Here is a 19,657-nt window from a genome sequence, read left to right on the forward strand (position 1 = left end):
TCATGTCTCCTTGAGGGGGTAGTGCCCGCCAGACTCCGTCGCAGTACTGCGTCAGCCTTTGTGCTGGCCTTCGACGGCTTCAAAACGGTAGCCCACGCCATATACCGCCGTCACGATGAATCCGTTGGCAGGGCGCAGGTCGAGCAGGGTGCGCAGGCGTGAAATGTGGGTGTCCAGCGAGCGCGACATCACATCGGCCACCTGGCCCCAGACCACTTCCTTGAGGTGGTCGCGCGACAGCAATCGGCCCATGTTCTGGAACAGGAACAGCGCCAGGTCGTATTCGCGGTTTTTCAGCTCCACTGCCACCCCGTCCTTTTCGATGGACCGGGTTTCGGGCAGAAAGCGGTAGCGGCCGAACTCCATCACCCCGCCGGTGTTTTCCGGGTAGGCGCGGCGCAGCAGGGCGGCCACGCGGGCATTGAGCTCGCCGATGCGCACCGGCTTGACCATGAAGTCGTCCGCGCCGCTGCCCAGGCCTTCGACAATGTCGCGCTCTTCCTGGCGGTGCGTGACGAACAAGATGGGTACGCGGGCCGCGACGTTCTGGCGCACCCAGCGCACAACCTCAGGCCCGGTGGTGTCGGGCAGGTGCCAGTCCACGATCAGCAGGTCAAAGGTCTCGCGGCGCAGCGTGCGCATCAGCTCCGCACCGGTCAGGTGGGTGTGGCACACATGACCCATCGCCTCCGTGGCCTGCTTGATCAGATCCAGCTGAAGCGCATCGTCGTCCAAAGCGGCTATGCGCATGGTTCTCCCCATCCAAAATCGAACTGGGCATTATTGGCGATAACTACCACGGCGCAGGCGCGCTCCGCGCGGGGCGAGAGGGGTTTTGACATTTGTTAACCCTCCCCGCACGTGGTGGTCACCGCGCGGGGGGCTCTGCTGCTATCTCGCGCACCAGCCGCATGCCGACCAGCGTGTAGCGGGTCTGCGGGCTGTTCCAGTTGCGGTATCCGCAGCGTGCATAGAGCGCCCAGGTGTGCCACGAGCCGCCCCGGCGCACGCGCACGCTGCCCTCGGCCGGACCGGTGGGGTCATTGCGTGGGGACTCGGTGTAGTAGGTGTCGCCATGCCAGTCGCCCGTCCACTCCCAGGCGTTGCCCAGCATGTCGTACAGCCCGAACGCATTGGGTGCAAAGCGGCCTACCGGGGCGGTGAACGCGTACCCATCGTTGCCCGCCAGCGCTTGCTGGCGCCAGCGTGGCCACTGCGGGGCCGCAGCCTGGTCGAAGGTGTTGCCTGCAGACACCAGCTCTTGCGGGTTGTCGCCGTGGGGGTACAGGCTGCGGCTGCCTGCACGGCAGGCGTATTCCCACTCCGCTTCGGTGGGCAGGCGGTAGCGGTGGCCCTCGGTGCGACTGAGCCACTGGGCCATGGCCTGCGCGTCGTTCCAGGTCACGTTCACCACGGGGTGGTCCGGGCCCTGCGCAAAGCCAGGGTTGCGCCACGAGTAGCGCGGGTCGCGCCCCTCGAACGCATCGCCGCGCCACGTGGTGGCCGGGTCGTAGGCAGGGTTGTAGCCGTAGCCCCCGGTGCCGTCGGCCTCGGACTCTGGCCGGTAGCCAGAGGCCTTCAGGAAGCGCTGAAACTGCCCCACGGTGACCTCGTGCTGGCCCAGATAGAAGTCGCGGGTGATCTGCACCTCGTGGGCCGGCGATTCATCTTCCAGGTCGGTCAGGCGCTTGCGCTCCAGCAGCGGGAAGGTCTTTTCCAGCGCCTCGATGGGGGGCACGCCCCCCATCCAGAAAGTGCCCGCAGGCACACGGACAAAGGCCATGCCCAGGCTGTTGACCCAGGGCGACGTGGCTGTGCTTGCCGGGGGAGACGGCGTGTGCTGGCAGCCTGCGATCAGCGCAGAAAGCGCCAGCAAGGCTGCACCGCTCGCCCAGCGACGGCACGCAGGTGGGGTGGCTGGCCTCAAGGCTTGTCCTGCAGCTCGCTCACGCATTCAAACACCAGGCGCGAGCCATCATTGCGCAACAGTTTGGCGTGCAGGGCCATGCGCTGGCATTCGCGGTTGGCCGCCGCATACGCCTGCGAGGTGTCGGGTCCGTACACCGGCACGCTGAAGGTGCGGTCGCGGCCCGAGGCCATGGGACCCGCGGGGCCGTAGGGGTTGGTTGCATTGCAGCCCGCCAGCAAGGCCAGCACGGACACGGAGGCACACAGCAGTTTCATGGAAGTCTCCCAAGCCGATCAAAAGGCCAGTTTACGCACATGCCCGGTGGCTGCCCATAGGTGTTATGCGGGGCGTTCGTAGCGTGGGCCATGCGTGTAAGCCCCCACTGTGCATGCGCAGGCACAGCCACTACAGTGGGCGCTGCATGCACGGCTGCATGCAGCGGTGGAGGGGCGGGATGGCAAGTACGCGAGCACCGGTCACACAAGACGCCTGGCGGCCCTGGGCGTTGCGGGTACTGCTCGCGCTGGGCTTGCTGGCGCTGCTGCCCGCCTTGCCGGTTTGCACGCCGCTGCAACGGCTGGAGCATGACCTGCTGGCCAGCTGGACCGCTGCGCCGCCGCCCGACGTAGGCGTGCTGGTGGTCGGGCTGGACGAGCCCAGCCTGGCGGCGCTGAACCTGACCCCACCCCTGCCGCGCAGCCTGCACGCACAACTGGTGCAGGCCTTGTCTGCGGCGGGCGCCTCGGCGCTGGGCATCGACATGCTGTTTGCCGCACCCCAGTCCCCTGCGGACGATGCGGCGCTTGCGGCAGCCCTGCAAGGGCGCATGCCGGTGGTGCTGGCTGCGGCCGATGTGGCGGTGAACACCTCGCAGGTGGCGCAATACCGGCAGACCGTGCCCTCGGTGTTTCCCATGGCCCGCCAGGGCAGTGTGGCGGTGCGCCCGGACGACGATGGCGTGCTGCGTCTTGCACCCGCACGGAGCGATGCCCTGTGGCAGGAGCTGGCGCGCAGCGGCGGGCGCCGTTTTCAGCCCCCACCGCCGGGCGCGCTGCTGCGCTACTACGCCCCCGAGGTCCCGCTGCCCTACGCCCACTACACCCAGGCGCTGGAGGCCGGCCAGGCGCTACCGGCTGCGGCCGTGCAGGGGCGCCTGGTGCTTCTGGGGCAGAACACGCCGGTGGACGGAGTCGATCAGTTCGCCACGCCCCTGCGTGCGCTGGGCGCGGGTACGCAGTCCGGCGTGCTGGTGCACGCCACGGCCCTGGTCAATGGCTTGGCGGGGGACTGGGTGGTACCCGCCCACCCGGTAGGCCCTTGGCTACAGGCCGCGCTGGCCGTGGGCTGCGTGGCCGCCTGGACCCGGCGCTGGCGCGGTGGCCGGGCGGTGCTGCTCAGTGCCGCGCTTGCGCTGTTGGCCCTGCTGGGCGGGCTGTGGGCCTACCTGGCAGGGGTGTGGTGGACGGCACTGCCCACGCTAGCGGGCCTGGCCCTGCACCTGAACGTGGGCGCCGCTGACAGCTACTGGCGCGAACACCGCCGCCGCGAACAGCTGCGCGAGGACTTTGCCCGCTACGTGCCCGCCGCCGTGGTCGATGCCCTGGTGGCCGACGGTACCCAGCCGCAACTGCATGGCGAGCGCCGTGTGCTGACGCTGCTGTTCTCTGACCTGGCAGGCTTCACCGCCGCCAGCGAGCACCTGCCGCCCGAGGCCGTGGCCCAGGCGCTGAATGCCTACTTCTCCCGCATGACCCATACCGTGCACCAGCACGGCGGCACGCTGGACAAGTTCATCGGCGACGCTGTCATGGCCTTCTGGAACGCGCCTTTGCCCAACCCCCGGCACGCAGACCGTGCCCTGGCCTGCGCGCTGGCCATGCAGGCCGACATGGTGGACCTGCGGGCCCTGTGGCGGGGCACACCGTTTGCGCAGGTGCAACTGCGCATTGGCTTGCACACGGGCGAGGCGGCGGTAGGGCACCTCGGGTCGCATGAGCGCTTTACGTACACCGCCGTGGGCGACGCCGTGAACACAGCCGCGCGGCTGGAGGGCGCCAACAAGGCCTTCGGCACCGGCATCCTCCTGTCGGGCGCCACACACGATGCGCTGCAGGCAGTGCCAGCAGGTGATGCCCCAGAGGTCCGACTAATGTGGCTGGACACCGTGGTGCTGACTGGGCGCAGCACCGGTGTGGACGTGTACACGCCGTGTGACGACGCCGCGCTGGCCTCCATCAGCCACACGCTGCGGGACCACCTTCACGCTGCGCGTTGGGCGCAGGCTCTGCAATGCTGTGCCGATGCGTGCGCGCACGCGGCCGCACATGCCCCGCAGTGGCACGGGCAGGCGCTGCGCTGGCAGGCCCGGGTGCATGCCCAGGCAGACACTACGCTGGCGGACGGCCCTGTAGCGGGCGCCACTGCCGTATTCACCGCGCAGGCGCTGGACAAGACCTGAGTCCCCGGCGCAAGACTCCCCCAGAGAGAGGCCCACCATGCCCATCCCCCTTGTGTCCTCCCCGTCGCGCCCGGTGTGGCTCACGCTGGTGGGTGTTGCCCTGTCGACCTGGACGGCTGCCGGTGCCAGTGCGCAATGTGCCGGGTTGCCCCTGGCGCCTGACGCAGTGGCTGCGCAAATTGTGGCGCTCAGCGGCCAAGGCGAAACGCGCCCCCCGGGCACACAGCCCTGGCTGCCTGCCACACTTGCCCAGCCGTTAGGTCCGGGCGCAGACATGCGCACGCTGGCGCTGTCGTCGGCAGCGCTGCTGCTGGCGGACCGCACGCAGATCCGCATGTCGGCCAACGCGCAGTTGCGGCTGTGCGAGGCACAGCCCACTCGCACCCTGCTGGAGCTGGCCGCAGGCCGTCTGTGGGCACGCACCAAAAAGGCCCCGGCCAACCTGCAACTGCAAACGCCGGCAGCGCTGGCCGTGGTGCGGGGTACCGACTGGGACGTGGAGGTGGACGGAACGGGGCGGACCACGCTCACCGTGCTGTCCGGCGCCGTCGAGTTGCGCAACGACCAGGGCAGCGTGCAGCTGGGGCCCGCCGAGCAGGGCGTGGCCGAGCCCGGCCAGGCGCCCGTCAAGCGCCTGCTGGTCAACCCCCGCGAGCGGGTGCAGTGGGTGGCCGCTTACCCGGGCGACCTGACGCGTTGGGCCGAGTTCCAGCCCGTGCAGACGGCGCCAGCCGCTCAGGCGGAGGTACGCACCGCATTGCGCGCGGGGCAATGGGCCCAGGCGCGAGCCCTGTTGCAGGCCCTGTCGGCGCAGGAGGATGGTGGGGCTGTGGTCGAGCTGGCCCTGGCGGACCTGGAGGTGCTGGACGGCCAGCCTGACGCCGCGCAGCAGCGCCTGGCCTTGGCCTGGCAGCGCACGCAAGACCCCCGCACCGCTGCAGGCCGCGCCGACCTGCTCATGGTGCTGGATCGCCTGTCAGAGGCGCGCACCTGGCTGGACACCACGCGGGGCGCGTCTCCCGGCTTTGCGCCATTGCTGCAGGCCGACGCCGACTGGCACCGGCTGCAAGGGCAGGGTGACGCCGCCCTGGCCTTGTACCGGCAGGCAGTGGCCCACGCGGAGGGGGATGCGCAGTGGGCTGCCGCCCTGGCAGGGCTGGGCCGCGCACTGCAAGAGCGTGGAGACCTGCGTGCGGCCCGCAGTGCGCTGGCCCAGGCCGTGGCCCTGGCGCCGGAGCATGCGGCCTACCGGGGCGAAGCCGCCACGGCGGCCATCGAAGCCCTGGGCCTGGCCGAGGCGCGTACCGACCTGGATGCCGCGCTGGCGCAGTCGGGCGACGACTACGTGGCCCTGGCGGCTGCCGGACTGCTGGCGCTGCGGCAAGGCGATGCCGAGGCCGCCCGCACTGCGCTGCTCAAGGCCCTGGTGATCGAGCCGCGATACGCCCGCGCACAGGTATGGCTGGCGGTGGCCGAATACACGCTGGGCGAACGCGCTGCAGCGCTGGACGCGCTGGACCGCGCCCGCCTGGCCGATGCGCGGGACCCGCTGCCCTGGCAGGTGGAGGCCATGCTGCGCAACGACAGCGGCGAGCCCGTGGCGGCCATGGCCGCCGCGCGCGAGGCACTCACCCGGCTGCCCTACCTGAAGTCGCTCAACCCGCTGGCCTCGGACAGCCAGGGCTCGGCCAACCTGGGCAAGGCGCTGGGCGACTTCGGCATGGAGCACTGGGCACGGGCCTACGCCAGTGCGTCGTACTACCCGCTGTGGGCCGGCAGCCACTTTTTTCTGGCCGACCGGTACGAGAGCGACTTCAGCCGCCGCTCCGAGCTGTTCCAGGGCTACCTCACCGACCCCACCGTGTTTGGCGCCAGCGACAAGCGCGCGCCCCTGCTGCTGTCGGAAGGCCGCGAAACATCGGCGGGGGTGAGTGCCGAGCGCAACCCGCTGCGCCACAACGCCACGGCTGACATGGGCTACCGTGGGTTCGCTGCCAGCAGCGTGCCTGTGGCCTGGCTGGTGCGGGCCAACGACGTGCAGATGTGGCCCCGCGAAGGTCCCGTCGCCACGCAGTACCGCCTGTCATCGCCCGAAGTGGATCTGGCGCTGGGTGTGCGGCCCAACGAGAGCCTGTCGCTGTTCGCGCTGCACAGTGACACCACCTTGCGCTACCGCTTTCCGCAGGGGCTGGACTTTGGCAACGGCATCACCTTCACCGGCGGCGCCGAGACGCGCACCCGCCGCACCGACCTGGGCGCTGCGTGGCGCTGGTCGGCAGACAGCCAGACCTGGTTCAAGGTGCACAGCGGGCGCCAGACCTCCGGCCTGGTGCTGGACGATGCGCGCTGGGGCCCGCAGGACTACCGCTATGCCAGTGACGAGCATGGCCTGTTCCTGCGCCACACGGTGCTCTGGGGCGCGCACCGCCTGAGTGTGGGCTGGGAGCGCGTGGACCGGGACACCGTCAGCGCCATCTCCGACCCTGGCATCACCACACCGCGCACCAACGCCGAGCGCTACCACATGCCCTGGGTGGCGGGCGAATGGCGCAGCGGTGCCTGGACCTGGATGGCCGAGGCGTACTGGCCTCGGTTCACCACCCGGCAGCGCGACCGCTATGCAGACACGGCGACGGGGCAAGACCTGCTGCCCGCGCAGGACGACGGCGCGGCGCACCACCACCGGCTGCTGCCGCGCCTGGGCGCCAGCCTGCGCCTGGGCCAGGGCTGCGCACTGCATTGGGCCTGGCAGGAGAGCGTGCGGGCGCCCGGCACGCACACCCTGTCGCCCGTCGCCACGGGCGCTATTGCCGTGGACAACCAGTACCTGCTGGCAGGCAGCTACGCCCGCAAGCACGCGGTGCAACTGGACTGGGAGGCCAGCCCCACCACCTTCTGGGGTGCCAGCCTGTCGGGGCAGCGCATCAGCAACCTCGTGGCCGCCAACGGTCGCCTGTTTGCACAGAACACGGGTGCGCTGTTCGACAACGTGGCCACCATCGCGCCCGTGGTGCTCAATGCCCAGACCACGCTCAACACCTATGAGGAAACGCCCCTCTTCGGGCAGGGGCAGCTGGCGCAGGCCACGGTGTCTGTCAACCATTTGCTGGGTCCGCGCTGGAGCGTGCTGGGCAGCTACATCCACACCACATCGCGCAACACCGGGGCGGGTCTGGAGGGGCGTTGGCTGCCGGGCTTTGCGCGCCATGTGGTGCTGGGCCAGACCACGTGGCGGCACGAGGCGCGCAGCTTTTCGCTGCTGCGCCTGACCTGGCGCGGCATGCGCTACAGCGACGAGGCCAACACCGTGCAACGCGCCCCGGGCTGGAGCCTGGCCCTGGCCCATGGCTGGGAGTCGCAGGACCGGCGTTGGAGCTTCACCGGCACGGTGCAGACCGGGCTGCGCACCGGAGAGCGCCCCACGCTGTGGGCCCTGGTGCGGTACCGGGACTGAAGGAGCGCCCAGTATGCAGAGAGGCCTTTACCGGGTGATGGAAGGGTGTTTGAAGCCTTTTTGGCCGGTAGCGCTAGTGGAATATGCCTGAGTAGCTATCAAAAACGTAGCTTTTTGGACATTGGAAAGAGTGAAAAAAAGCCCGCAGCCTTGCGGCTCGGGCTGTGTGCTTTGCACGGGGCGCACCGTGCGCTTGGGGGGCGCGGGCTTATGCAGCGGCGGCTTCGGCCAGCGCCTGCAGGGCGGCCGTTACCTCGGCGGTGTCCACACCGTCCACCGGTGCCAAACGCGGGGCCAGGGTCTGCAGCGCTGCGCTGTCCTTTTGCAACTGGGCGATCGCCTGGCCGGCCTCCTTGGGCGCGTCGAAGCCCGTGCTCTGCAGCAGCAGGCGACCGTCGGCGGCCACCAGCTTGAAGTAGAACTTGCCGTCGGCCTCGCGGTACTGCTTGAAAGCGGGCAGGGCGGTCTTGGCGGCCTTGGCCGGTTTGGCGGACGTGCTGGCCTGCACCAGGCTGCGCAGGCCCACGGCGCTGCGCAGCTCGCGGATGAAGGGTGTGGCCAGCGCGCGGGCGCGCTCGGCGCCGGCCAGCAGGGTCTGCTCGATGCGGGCGGGGTTGTGGATGAGTTCCTCGTACTGCGCGCGCATGGGGGCGATCACCTGGTCCACGCGCTCCAGCAGCAGGTGCTTGGCGTCGCCCCAGGCAATGCCGTCGGCATAGGCCTTGCGCAGGGCCTCGGTCTCTTCGGGCGTGGCAAAGGCCTGGTAGATCTGGAACAGGGCCGAGCCTTCGACTTCTTTGGCCTCGCCGGGCGCGCGCGAGTCGGTCAGGATGCCGCCGATCAGCTTTTGCAGCTGGGCGCGCGAGCTGAACAGCGGAATGGTGTTGTCGTAGCTCTTGCTCATCTTGCGGCCGTCCAGCCCGGGCAGTGTGGCCACATGGTCGTCGATGGCCGCCTCGGGCAGCACGAAGTGCTCGCCATACAGGTGGTTGAAGCTGGCCGCCATGTCGCGGGCCATCTCGATGTGCTGGATCTGGTCGCGGCCCACCGGCACCTTGTGGGCCTTGAACATCAGAATGTCCGCGCCCATCAGCACCGGGTACATGAACAGGCCTGCGGTCACGCCGTCGTCCTGCTCGCGCCCGGCTGCGGTGTTCTTGTCGACGCTGGCCTTGTAGGCGTGGGCGCGGTTCAGCACGCCCTTGCCGGTCACACAGGTCAGCAGCCAGGTCAGCTCGGGAATCTCGGGGATGTCGGATTGGCGGTAGAACGTGACTTTCTCGGGGTTGAGACCTGCGGCCAGCCAGCTGGCTGCGATCTCCAGCGTGGAGCGCTGGATGCGCACCGGGTCCTCGCACTTGATCAGTGCGTGGTAGTCGGCCAGAAAGTAAAAGCTCTGCACGCCGGGCGTTAGGCTGGCCGCCACTGACGGGCGGATGGAGCCGACGAAATTGCCCAGGTGGGGGGTGCCGGTGGTGGTGATGCCGGTGAGAAAACGGGTGGTGCTCATGGGAAACAAAAACTCAGCAGATCAAATGAACAGGAAGTGGCGTGCTTTTTCTGCTGCGCTCAGCGCAGCAGGGCCGTCAGCGGGGTGAGCAACAGGTTGATGGCGGTGTAGCCCACAGCCATCAGAGGGCGCAGCCACAGCGTGCCCACCACCCCGGCGATCACCAGGCCCATCACGATGAAAAAGCCCCAGGGCTCGATGCGCGACACCATGTGGGCCTGCCGCCAGGGCAATAGGCCCACCAGGATGCGCCCGCCATCAAGCGGTGGCAGCGGAAACAGGTTAAAGGCCCACATCACCAGGTTGACCATGACCCCGGCACGTGCCATTTCCAGAAAGAAGCGCTCCTCAATCCCCGTGCCCACCAGCACCACCAACAGCACGGCCCAGGCGATGGCCTGGATGAAGTTGGAAGCAGGCCCGGCCAGGGCCACCCACACCATGTGCTTCTTGGGGTTGCGCAGATTGCCGAAGTTGACTGGCACCGGCTTGGCATAGCCGAACAAAAAGGCGCCCGAGGTTGCAAAGTACAGCAGCAGCGGCATCAGGATGGTGCCGACCGGGTCGATGTGCTTGAAGGGGTTGAGGGTGATGCGCCCCATCATGTACGCGGTGTTGTCGCCAAAGTGGCGCGCCGCGTAGCCATGGGCCGCCTCGTGCACGGTGATGGCAAACAGCACCGGCAGGGCGTAGATCAGAACGGTTTGGATGAGATTGGAGGTGTCCACGCCGGGATTGTCTCAGACGCCCCGCTGTCCCCGGCGTTGCCAGGGTGACCCGGCGGGTGTTCAGGCGCCCGGGGGCGGCCGCGTATTGTGGGTTGTACGTATGCCGACGGGTCTCCAGGCGGGGTGTTCGTTGCTAGCATCGACCTCTTGCCCGCAGCCCGTGCCAGTTTGTGCAAGTTCGTGCCCTTTGGCGCGCAGCGCTGCGCGGCGGCCCCTCCCACAACGACATACAACAGGCCTGGAGACATTGAGCCATGTGGAACAACTTGAAGATCGGAACGCGCCTGTTGCTGGCGTTTGGCGGCCTCGCACTCGTGGTGCTGCTGCTGATGGTGATGGCTCTGTCCGGCATCGGCGGTGCCGAGCAGGCGCTGCAGGGCGCCACGCCCCCGGCCCAGGCGGCGCTGGCACAGTTGCAAAGTGCGCGCAACTGGGTCATCGGGTGCAGCGTGGTGGTATTTGTGCTGGCCCTGGTGGCCACGCTCAGCCTGCGCGCCAGCATCGTGGCGCCGCTCAACCAGGCCATTCTAATTGCCGAAACGGTGGCGTCTGGCGACCTGAGCCAGGAGTTCAACTCTGACCTGGAGGGCGACTTTGGCCGCCTGCTGGGTGCGCTGGGCACCATGGAGGACACGCTGACCGACCTGGTGTCCCGCATCAAGCAAAGCACCGATTCGATCACCGCCTCTGCGGCAGACATTGACCACGGCAATACCGACCTGTCGCGCCGCGCGGAAGACCAGGTGTCGTCCCTGACCGAGACGGCGGCCAGCATGGAGCAGCTGACGGCCACCGTGCGCCAGAACGCCGAACGGGCCCACTCGGCCAGCGGCCTGGCCGTGCAGGCGTCGGCCATTGCCGAGCAGGGTGGGTCGGTGGTGGGCGAGGTGGTGCAGACCATGCAGGCCATCAGCGGCAGCTCGCGCAAGATCGTGGACATCATCCAGGTCATCGAAGGCATCGCCTTCCAGACCAACATCCTGGCGCTCAATGCCGCTGTGGAGGCCGCCCGTGCTGGCGAGCAGGGCCGTGGCTTTGCCGTGGTGGCCAGCGAGGTGCGCAACCTGGCCCAGCGCAGCGCGGTGGCCGCGCGCGAGATCAAGGCGCTGATCAGCGCGTCGGTCGAACAGGTCGAAAGCGGCGCTGGTCAGGTGGGCAAGGCGGGCAAGACCATGGAAGAGATCGTCGGCGCCGTGGGCCAGGTCAGCGCGCTGCTAGGCGAAATCTCCACCGCCCTGCGCGAGCAAAGCGAAGCCATCAGCCATGTCAACGTGGCGGTGTCGCACATGGACGGCAGCACACAGGAGACGGCCTCGCTGGTGCAGCATGCGGTGAGCACGGCGTCGGCCCTGTCGGCGCAGGCCCGCGATCTGGAGCAGGCGGTCGGAGCGTTCAAGCTGTGAGGAATCCCTGAGCCGCCGCGCGGCTCTCCCCTCCAAGTCGCGCTAACTGCGGTTGGGCGAAGCCCGCTGCACGGCAGCGCATGTATCGGGCGTGGTGCCGCTCTTGCGGCGGGCTCTTTCAGCGGGCTTTTTTAGGGGGCTCTTACAGCCCCAGCGCCTGCAGGCTGCCTCGGCCTTCGCGCACCACCACCGGGTCGCCGCCGGTGCCCATAGGGGTCAGGTCCACCACCGTGGTGGGCTCCAGCGGGCAGGCCCCGGCATCCACGATGGCATCCACCAGCTTTTCATAGCGCTCGCGGATTTCCTGCGGGTCGTTCAGGGGCTCGGTCTCGCCCGCTGGGATCAGCGTGGTGGCCAGCAGCGGGGCGCCGTGCAGCTCCAGCAGCAGCTGCAGGCCCTTGCGGTCGGGCACCCGCAGGCCAATGGTCTTGCGCGAGGGGTGGCTCACGCGGCGGGGCACTTCCTTGGTGGCTTCGAGGATGAAGGTGTACGGGCCCGGCGTGCCCAGCTTGAGCAGGCGGTACTGGCGGTTGTCCACCCGCGCATAGTTGGCCAGCTCCGACAGGTCGCGGCACAGCAGGGTGAGGTGGTGTTTTTCGTCCACCTGGCGGATGCGGCGCAGGCGGTCTACCGCGTCCTTGTCGTCCAGGTGGCAGACCAGCGCGTAGCTGGAGTCCGTGGGCACGGCCACGATGCCGCCCTTTTGCAGCAGCAGCGCGGCCTGCTTGAGCAGCCGGGGTTGCGGGTTGTCGGGATGGGCTTCGAAATACTGGGCCATGGGGCGGGTTCTCAGTGATGCGTGGCGCTGCGTGTGGGTGCCTTGCCGGGTGGCAGGTCGTCCAGGGGGCGGCTGGCGCGGCTGCGGCAGCGCAAGGTCATCGCAAAATCCGGTCGGATAGCAGTTCCCACACGGGGGTCAGTGCATCGGGCAGCAAGGGGAGCGTGCCCAGGTCGGTGTGCGATTCGTCGGGGCTGTGGAAGTCGCTGCCACGCGATGCGGCCAGGCCAAACTCCTGCGCCATGTCGGCATAGGTCACGTACTCGGCTGCGCTGTGGCTCCCCGTGACGACCTCGACCGCCCGGCCACCGTGCTGCTTGAACTCGGAGAACAGTGCGAATTCTTCGTTGGCGCTGAACTTGTAGCGCGCGGGGTGGGCGATCACCGCCATGCCCCCCGCCTGCGTGATCCAGCGCACGGCGTCGCCCAGGCTGGCCCAGCGGTGGGGCACATAGCCGGGTTTGCCTTCGGTCAGGAACCTGCGAAACACCTCGGAGGTGTCTTTGCACACGCCGGTTTCGACCAGAAACCGCGCGAAATGGGTGCGCGAGATGAGGGCCGGGTTGCCCACAAACTGCAGCGCGCCTTCGTAGGCGCCCTTGATGCCCACCTGGGCCAGCTGGGCCGCCATCTCCTGAGCCCGTTCGCCGCGCCCGCCGCGCGTGGCGGCCAGGCCCTGGGCCAGCTGGGCGTCGTCGGGATCAAAGCCGAGGCCGACGATGTGGACGGTGGTGTCGGCAAAGGTGACCGAAATCTCGGTGCCGGTGAGGTACGCCATGCCCTGGGCCCGGGCAGCAGCAGCAGCGCGGTGCTGGCCGCCGATTTCGTCATGGTCCGTCAACGCCCACAGCTCGACCCCGTTGGCTTTGGCCCGCGCGGCCAGGTCTTCGGGCGTGAGGGTTCCGTCGGAAACGACGGAATGGCAGTGCAGGTCGGCGTTGAGGATGGAGGTCACCAACCCATTTTAGGCTTTGCGCCGCCAGCGTGCCGGGGCGGGGCTGCCAGGCGCTGCAGCAGTGCTGGTACCGACGAGTATGCGGGTTTGTACCGATGGGTCCGAGGCCTGTTGAGGCAACGGGCTGGCGTAGGCTTACGGCCGACATTGGATGTAATCGAATGTTTCATGGTGGCGAACGGCCGACCAAGAAGAACGATCCACGAGGAAAAGAGCCATGCAATTTGACAATATCCGCGTCTCCCGCAAGCTGTGGGGCGCCTTTCTGGGGCTCATGATTGCCATGTTGCTGCTGTCTGCGTTTGCGCAGAACCGCGGCAACTCGTCGATGTCGGCGGCCATGGACGCCGTGGTCGAGATCGAGGCTCGCATCTCGGCTGCCGTGCGCTGGCGGGGTGCCACCGAAACCGCCGTCACCATGGTCATGGGCGGCGCGGTGACCACCGATTCCGTGTTGGCTGAGCAATACGGTGCCAAGGTCAAGGAGATCATTGGCAACATCAACAAGGTGCAGGAAGGCATCGTGGCGGCTGCCACCGCACCCGAGGAAAAAGCCTCGCTCGACAAGGTGCTGGAGGCCCGCAAGGCCGTGCTGGCTGCCACCGCCAAGACCTGGGACCTGAAGGGCGCGGGCGATGCCGTGGCCACCCAGCGCTATGCGGACGAAGAGTTCGCCCCCCTGGTCACCAAATACCTCAAGGCGCAGGACGACTTTGTGGCCACGCTCGAAAAGCGCCGCGACGTGATCCGCGCCGAAGCCACCCAGCGCCGCATTGAATACGCCATCACCGGCATCATCAGCTCCATGGTGCTGATGGCGGCCGGCCTGTTCCTGGCCTGGAAGCTGGTGCGCTCCATCACCCTGCCGCTGAACGAAGCGGTCGAGACCATCGATGCCATTGCAGCAGGCGATCTGACGCGCGAACTGCAATCCACCCGCAAGGACGAGTTCGGTCACATGCTGCGCTCGCTGTCGGCCATGTCGGCACGGCTGCGCGGGGTGGTGAGCGAAGTGCGCCAGGGGGTGGACTCGGTGTCGTCGGCGTCGGTGGAGATTGCCAACGGCAACCACGACCTGTCGGCGCGCACCGAACAGACCGCCTCCAACCTGGAAGAGACGGCAGCCAGCATGGAACAACTCACTGCCACCGTGAGCCAGTCGGCCGACACGGCCCGCCAGGCCAACCAGCTCGCTGGCAGCGCAGCCCAGGCGGCAGCGCGGGGCGGCGAAGTGGTGAGCCAGGTGGTCACCAGCATGCAGCAGATCACCGACAGCAGCCGCAAGATCAGCGACATCATCGGCACCATCGATGGCATCGCCTTCCAGACCAACATCTTGGCGCTGAACGCAGCGGTGGAAGCCGCCCGAGCGGGCGAGCAAGGCCGTGGGTTTGCAGTGGTAGCCAGCGAAGTACGCAGCCTGGCCCAGCGCAGCGCCGAGGCCGCCAAGGAGATCAAGACCCTGATCAGTGCCAGCGTGGAGAACGTGGAATCGGGCTCGGCCCAGGTGGCACAGGCCGGGCAAAGCATGGAAGAGATCGTTGCCAGCGTGCAGCGCGTGAGCGACCTGATCGGTGAGATCACCGCCTCGGCCACCGAGCAGCGGGACGGCATCGCGCAGGTCAACCAGGCGGTCACGCACCTGGACCAGATGACACAACAGAACGCGGCGCTGGTGGAAGAATCCACGGCCGCAGCCGCCTCGATGCGCGACCAGGCGCAGCACCTGGCAGAGGTGGTCTCGGTGTTCAACGTGGGCGCGGTGGCGACCCGGGCGCTGGCAGCGGCGCCCCGCGCTGCAGCACCTGCCCCCGCACCACGGCCCGCCGTGGCCAAGGCAACGGCCAGCGCGCCCCGCGTGGCATCGGCCGCTGCGCCGAAGCCCCCAGCGCCCACCCCGGCGCGCCTGCCTGCCGCCAAGGCACCAGCCCCAGCGCCCGCAGCCAAGGCAGCGGCGCAGGGCGGCGATGATGATTGGGAAAGCTTCTAAATCGATAGCGGCCAGCGCATGACCATCAAGCGCTGGCAACTATTTTGTGGTCGGTATTCCGGCCGAATTGATAGCAAGGCAGCGTGAGCTGCCTTTTGTTTTGGTGCACCCTGAAAGGACTCTCCGATGCCCCTGGTCAACATCCGCCTGGCGCGCCGCGACGTGCCCACCACAGCCGCCCAAAAAGCCGCCTTGATTGCCGGCGTGACCCAGCTCATGCAGCAGGTGCTGGACAAGCGGCCAGAAAGTGTCACCGTCATCATCGACGAGATAGACCCTGAAAATTGGGGCCAAGGCGGCGAGCCAGTAACGGTGATCCGCCAGCGAAGCAGGGGTCCCACGCAGGCTTGAGCCGTGGCGCGCTACACCTGCGCGCCTTCGACCAGAAACTGCACCTTGCGCTCGCCCTTCCACTCGTTCACATCCAGGCGGAAGGCAAGCAGCACCCGGGCTGGCAGCTGCTCGGTGTGACCGAACCAGATGGCGTCCACGGGGTTGCCCTGGTGGATGAGCTTGAGCGACAGGTGGTTCTTGGCCTCGCCCACCAGGCGCTGGCTCACGATCTGCACCTCTTCGCTGAAGGTCGGGGGCGCAAAGCCCTGGCCCCAGACCTCGCGGTGCAGGGTGTCCACGATGTCTGCGCGGCAGTATTCAGGGGCCAGCGGGCCGTCGGTTTCGATGCGGCGGGTGAGGGTGGCGGCGTCCAGCCATTCCTGCGCGACCTGTGCAAACGCCTGCTCGAACACGTCGAACGACTCCTCGGCCACGGTGCAACCCGCCGCCATGGCGTGGCCGCCAAACTTCAGGATCACGCCCGGGTGGCGCTTGGACACCAGGTCGAGTGCGTCGCGCAGGTGAAAGCCGGGGATGGAGCGGCCCGAGCCTTTGAGCTCATGCTCCTTGCCCGGCGCGCTGCTGGCTGCAAACACGAACGTGGGGCGGTGCAGCTTGTCCTTGATGCGGCTGGCCACGATGCCGACCACGCCTTCGTGAAAGTCGGGGTCGAACACGCTGATCGCGGGCGGGGGCTCCTCGCTCTCGTCAAACAGGCTCTCGGCCATCAGCATGGCCTGTTCGCGCATGCCGCTTTCAATGTCGCGGCGCTCGCGGTTGATACCGTCCAGCGTGGCGGCCAGCTCGGCAGCGCGGGCGGTGTCGTCGGTCAGCAGGCATTCGATGCCCAGCGTCATGTCCGCCAGACGGCCTGCGGCGTTGATGCGTGGGCCTAGGGCAAAGCCAAAGTCGAAGGTAGTGGCCACCGGCGCCTTGCGGCCGGCGGCGTGGAACAGGGCGGCGATGCCCGCGGGCATCTGCCCCGCGCGGATGCGCTTGAGGCCCTGGGCGACCAGGCGGCGGTTGTTGGCGTCGAGCTTGACCACGTCGGCCACGGTGCCCAGCGCCACCAGCGTGAGCAGCGGGTCGAGCTTGGGTTGGCTGGCGGCGTCAAACACGCCACGCGCACGCAGTTCGGCGCGCAGGGCCAGCAGCACATAAAACATCACACCCACACCGGCCATGGACTTGCTCTCGAACGGGCAGCCGGGCTGGTTGGGGTTGACGATGGCGTCGGCGGCGGGCAGTTCGGGGCCGGGCAGGTGGTGATCGGTCACCAGCACCTGCAGGCCCAGGGCCTTGGCCTCGGCCACGCCGTCCACGCTGGCGATGCCGTTGTCCACGGTGATGAGTACATCGGCCCCGCGCTCCGCCACGCGGCGGGCGATGGACGCGGTGAGCCCATAGCCGTCGGTCACGCGGTCGGGCACCAGGTAGTCCACGTTCTGGGCGCCCAGCAGCCGCAGGCCGCGCACGCCCACGGCGCAGGCGGTGGCGCCGTCGCAGTCGTAGTCGGCCACGATGGTGAGCCGTTGGTTCTGCGCCATGGCATCGGCCAGCAGGCGGGCGGCCGCGTCAATGCCCTTCAAGCCCTGGTCGCCACTGGGCGGCAGCAGGCGGCCCAGGCCATCGTCCAGCTCGTCCTTGGCCTGCACACCGCGCGCGGCGTACAGGCGTGCCAGCAGCGGGTGCACGCCGGCCTGCTCCAGCGCCCAGGCGGCGCGGGGTGGAATGTCTCTTGCTATTATTTTCATAGCTGCACCAGCATGTTCGACCAGCGCATGGGGCGGAAAAGACCTTGAAACCGCTGCACAAGGCTGCGCGGAGCGGTGTGGAAGCCCAGCGCATTGCGTTCGCCGCACAGGGTCAACTGCACGGGCGAGCCGCTTTCAGCCTGGCGCAGCAGGTCGGCCACGGGGCCTGCGTCGAGCGCGGCCCAGGCACTGGCCCAGGCGCGCCAGTCGTCGCGCAAGGCAGCGTCCCGCAGGGTGGTGGGCATGTGGGGCAGTGGGGCGGATGGAGTGGATGGAGTGGATGGGGTGGCGAGCGGTGGGCCAGCCAGTGCGCCCGTGCCGTGCACCCAGAACGAGTTGACGACCGGCAGCCCCTGCGCAGAGCGCTCCTCGTTGAAGGCGTGGGTGTACAGCAGCATCTGCATCTCGCTGTGCAGGCGGTGCAGGGTGCGGGCTTTTTTGGCATCGGGCATCCAGGCGCGCACGTCGCGCAGCAGAACGCGCTCCAGCGACGCGGTGGCCAGGTCGGCAAACAGCGGTCCGCTGGCCAGCCAGCGCGTGGGCTGGTCGTAGTGCAGGGTGATGCCGTCCTCGGCAAACCAGGGCGAGACGATGGCCAGCAGAGCGCGGGATGCGGCTTCATCCAGGCCCAGTTGCGCCGGGTCGCGCAGCGTGACGTGGTCGGTGCTGACCTGCCACTGGCAGGGGGTGACGAAGGCCCAGGCCTCGCCGTGGGTGGTCAGACCTTGCTGATGGCGGTGCCAAGCCGCCCAGGGGATGCGGCCGTCTTGTGCGGGCAGGCCCAGGGCGCGGGCGAGGGCGCGTTCGTGGGGGGCGGAGAAGCTGGTTTCTTCGCCGGTGTCGCTGTGTTCGGGGCGGGGGCTGAGCCGGGCCAGCAGCCGGTCCAGGTGGGGCAGGGCCAGGCCCTGTTGGGCTTGCTGGCATCCCGGCGAGGCGCTGGCGGCGTAGGGAATGAGCAAATGGGTGGTGTCCGACATCCCTCTATTGTCCGGGATGCCACAATCTGCCCCGCCTGTGGCGCGCATTCCGCACCGCGCAGGCCCTTCTTCCCATATCCATGCAAATTCCCTACGAACTGGCCCTGGGCTGGCGCTACACCCGAGCGGGCCGCGCCACGCGGCGCAATGGCTTCATCTCGTTCATCTCGGGCGTGTCCATGCTGGGCATCGCGCTGGGGGTGGCGGCGCTGATCATCGTGCTGTCGGTGATGAACGGCTTTCAGAAAGATGTGCGCGACCGCATGCTGAGCGTGGTCTCGCACATCGAGATCTTTGCGCCCCTGGGGGCCGCACTGCCCGACCCGGCGCTCACCCTGGCCGAGGCCAAGAAGAACCCGAACGTGATCGGTGCCGCGCCTTTTGTTGCGGCCCAGGCCCTGCTCGCGCGTGGCGAAGACATGAAGGGCGCACTGGTGCGCGGCATCGACCCGGCCCTGGAAGGCGCGGTGACCGACCTGGCCGCCACCAACGAGAAGACCCTGAACCTGCTGGTGCCCGGCGAGTTCCGCGTGGTGCTGGGGGGCGAGCTGGCCCGCGCCCTGGGCGTGCGGGTGGGCGACCCGGTGACGCTGATTGCGCCCGCCGGCCAGGTGACGCCCGCAGGCGTGGTGCCGCGCCTCAAGCAGATGACAGTGGCGGGCACGTTTGACTCGGGCCACTACGAATACGACTCGGCCCTGGTGCTGCTGCACCACGAGGACGCGCAGCGCATCTTCCGCCTGGAAGGCCCCACGGGCGTGCGCCTGAAGCTCAAGGACCTGCACCAGGCCCGCGAAGTGGCGCAGCAGCTGGCGCAGTCCCTGAGCGGTCAGCTGCTGATCCGCGACTGGACGCAGCAGAACCGCACCTGGTTCGCCGCCGTGCAGCTCGAAAAACGCATGATGTTCATCATCCTCACGCTCATCGTGGCCGTGGCGGCATTCAACCTGGTCTCCACGCTGGTGATGACGGTGACCGACAAGCGCGCCGACATCGCCATCCTGCGCACGCTGGGCGCCAGCCCGAAAAGCATCATGGGCATTTTTGTGGTGCAGGGCGCGATGGTGGGCGTGATTGGCACGCTGGTCGGCCTGCTGCTGGGCCTTGGCATCGCCTTCAACATCGACGTGATCGTGCCGGCCATCGAGCGCGCACTGAACGCCAGCTTTTTGCCCAAGGACATCTACCTCATCAGCAAGATGCCCAGCGAGCCGCAGAGCAGCGACATCGTGCCCATTGCGGTCATCTCGCTGGTGCTGGCCTTTGTGGCCACCCTGTACCCCAGCTGGCGCGCCAGCCGTGTGAACCCTGCCGAGGCGCTGCGCTATGAATGATGAGAAACACCCCCCTGAGACGCTCCGCGTCTTCCCCCCGCTCTCGCATTGCTGTGCAATGCGGGCAGAGGGAC

The 19,657-nt window shown here is 68.3% G+C and carries 15 protein-coding genes; 6 read left to right on the forward strand and 9 right to left on the reverse strand.

Annotated features, from left to right (window positions below):
• Positions 1 to 51: 51 nt before the first annotated feature.
• The 3 genes from ACT531_RS08005 to ACT531_RS08015 all read right to left on the reverse strand — a co-directional run bounded on the left by ACT531_RS08005 (position 52) and on the right by ACT531_RS08015 (position 2,184).
• Positions 52 to 750, reverse strand: a complete 699-nt coding sequence (locus tag ACT531_RS08005) for a response regulator transcription factor (protein ID WP_309825974.1) — start codon at positions 748 to 750, stop codon at positions 52 to 54.
• A gap of 118 nt (positions 751 to 868) precedes the next feature.
• Entirely contained in the window at positions 869 to 1,783 is a 915-nt protein-coding gene (locus ACT531_RS08010; protein WP_476017081.1) for a formylglycine-generating enzyme family protein, read from the reverse strand.
• 140 nt (positions 1,784 to 1,923) lie between these two features.
• Positions 1,924 to 2,184: a hypothetical protein gene (locus ACT531_RS08015; RefSeq protein WP_291445000.1), complete on the reverse strand. Its 261-nt coding sequence runs from the start codon at positions 2,182 to 2,184 to the stop codon at positions 1,924 to 1,926.
• A gap of 179 nt (positions 2,185 to 2,363) precedes the next feature.
• On the opposite strand from ACT531_RS08015, the gene ACT531_RS08020 reads away from it, so the two are divergent.
• Both ACT531_RS08020 and ACT531_RS08025 read left to right on the forward strand, forming a co-directional pair.
• Positions 2,364 to 4,367 carry a CHASE2 domain-containing protein gene (locus tag ACT531_RS08020; protein ID WP_476017082.1) on the forward strand — a complete coding sequence of 668 codons (2,004 nt, stop codon included), beginning with the start codon at positions 2,364 to 2,366 and terminating at the stop codon, positions 4,365 to 4,367.
• 37 nt (positions 4,368 to 4,404) lie between these two features.
• Positions 4,405 to 7,821, forward strand: coding sequence for a FecR domain-containing protein (locus ACT531_RS08025; protein ID WP_476017083.1), 3,417 nt, complete (start codon positions 4,405 to 4,407; stop codon positions 7,819 to 7,821).
• A gap of 208 nt (positions 7,822 to 8,029) precedes the next feature.
• Here ACT531_RS08025 and ACT531_RS08030 read toward each other — a convergent pair whose 3' ends face one another.
• Positions 8,030 to 9,331 (reverse strand): tryptophan--tRNA ligase, encoded by a 1,302-nt coding sequence (locus ACT531_RS08030; RefSeq protein ID WP_476017084.1) that lies wholly within the window; start codon positions 9,329 to 9,331, stop codon positions 8,030 to 8,032.
• 59 nt (positions 9,332 to 9,390) lie between these two features.
• Positions 9,391 to 10,059 carry a site-2 protease family protein gene (locus tag ACT531_RS08035; RefSeq protein ID WP_099729566.1) on the reverse strand — a complete coding sequence of 223 codons (669 nt, stop codon included), beginning with the start codon at positions 10,057 to 10,059 and terminating at the stop codon, positions 9,391 to 9,393.
• A 254-nt stretch (positions 10,060 to 10,313) separates the two neighbouring features.
• On the opposite strand from ACT531_RS08035, the gene ACT531_RS08040 reads away from it, so the two are divergent.
• A complete protein-coding gene (locus ACT531_RS08040; protein WP_060984561.1) occupies positions 10,314 to 11,462 on the forward strand; it encodes a methyl-accepting chemotaxis protein in 1,149 nt (382 codons plus the stop codon).
• Positions 11,463 to 11,604: 142 nt separating this feature from the next.
• Here ACT531_RS08040 and ACT531_RS08045 read toward each other — a convergent pair whose 3' ends face one another.
• Positions 11,605 to 12,240, reverse strand: coding sequence for an L-threonylcarbamoyladenylate synthase (locus tag ACT531_RS08045; protein WP_056060901.1), 636 nt, complete (start codon positions 12,238 to 12,240; stop codon positions 11,605 to 11,607).
• Positions 12,241 to 12,337: 97 nt separating this feature from the next.
• Positions 12,338 to 13,195 carry a 3',5'-nucleoside bisphosphate phosphatase gene (locus ACT531_RS08050; RefSeq protein ID WP_476017085.1) on the reverse strand — a complete coding sequence of 286 codons (858 nt, stop codon included), beginning with the start codon at positions 13,193 to 13,195 and terminating at the stop codon, positions 12,338 to 12,340.
• A gap of 217 nt (positions 13,196 to 13,412) precedes the next feature.
• Here ACT531_RS08050 and ACT531_RS08055 point away from each other — a divergent pair, with 217 nt between their 5' ends.
• Both ACT531_RS08055 and ACT531_RS08060 read left to right on the forward strand, forming a co-directional pair.
• Complete coding sequence (locus tag ACT531_RS08055) at positions 13,413 to 15,185, forward strand: methyl-accepting chemotaxis protein (protein ID WP_476017086.1); 1,773 nt, start codon at positions 13,413 to 13,415, stop codon at positions 15,183 to 15,185.
• Between the two features lie 126 nt (positions 15,186 to 15,311).
• Positions 15,312 to 15,536 (forward strand): tautomerase family protein, encoded by a 225-nt coding sequence (locus ACT531_RS08060; RefSeq protein ID WP_060984563.1) that lies wholly within the window; start codon positions 15,312 to 15,314, stop codon positions 15,534 to 15,536.
• A gap of 11 nt (positions 15,537 to 15,547) precedes the next feature.
• On the opposite strand, the gene recJ is transcribed toward ACT531_RS08060, so the two are convergent.
• Together recJ and ACT531_RS08070 are read right to left on the reverse strand one after the other, a co-directional pair.
• Positions 15,548 to 17,272: a single-stranded-DNA-specific exonuclease RecJ gene (recJ, locus tag ACT531_RS08065; protein WP_295939120.1), complete on the reverse strand. Its 1,725-nt coding sequence runs from the start codon at positions 17,270 to 17,272 to the stop codon at positions 15,548 to 15,550.
• Positions 17,269 to 18,249, reverse strand: coding sequence for a phosphoglycerate mutase (locus tag ACT531_RS08070; protein WP_476017087.1), 981 nt, complete (start codon positions 18,247 to 18,249; stop codon positions 17,269 to 17,271). Before ACT531_RS08070 ends, recJ begins: the two co-directional genes overlap by 4 nt.
• An 80-nt stretch (positions 18,250 to 18,329) precedes the next feature.
• Here ACT531_RS08070 and ACT531_RS08075 point away from each other — a divergent pair, with 80 nt between their 5' ends.
• Entirely contained in the window at positions 18,330 to 19,583 is a 1,254-nt protein-coding gene (locus ACT531_RS08075) for a lipoprotein-releasing ABC transporter permease subunit (protein WP_056646585.1), read from the forward strand.
• Positions 19,584 to 19,657: the final 74 nt, after the last annotated feature.

The organism is Acidovorax sp. DMC1 (assembly GCF_056314325.1).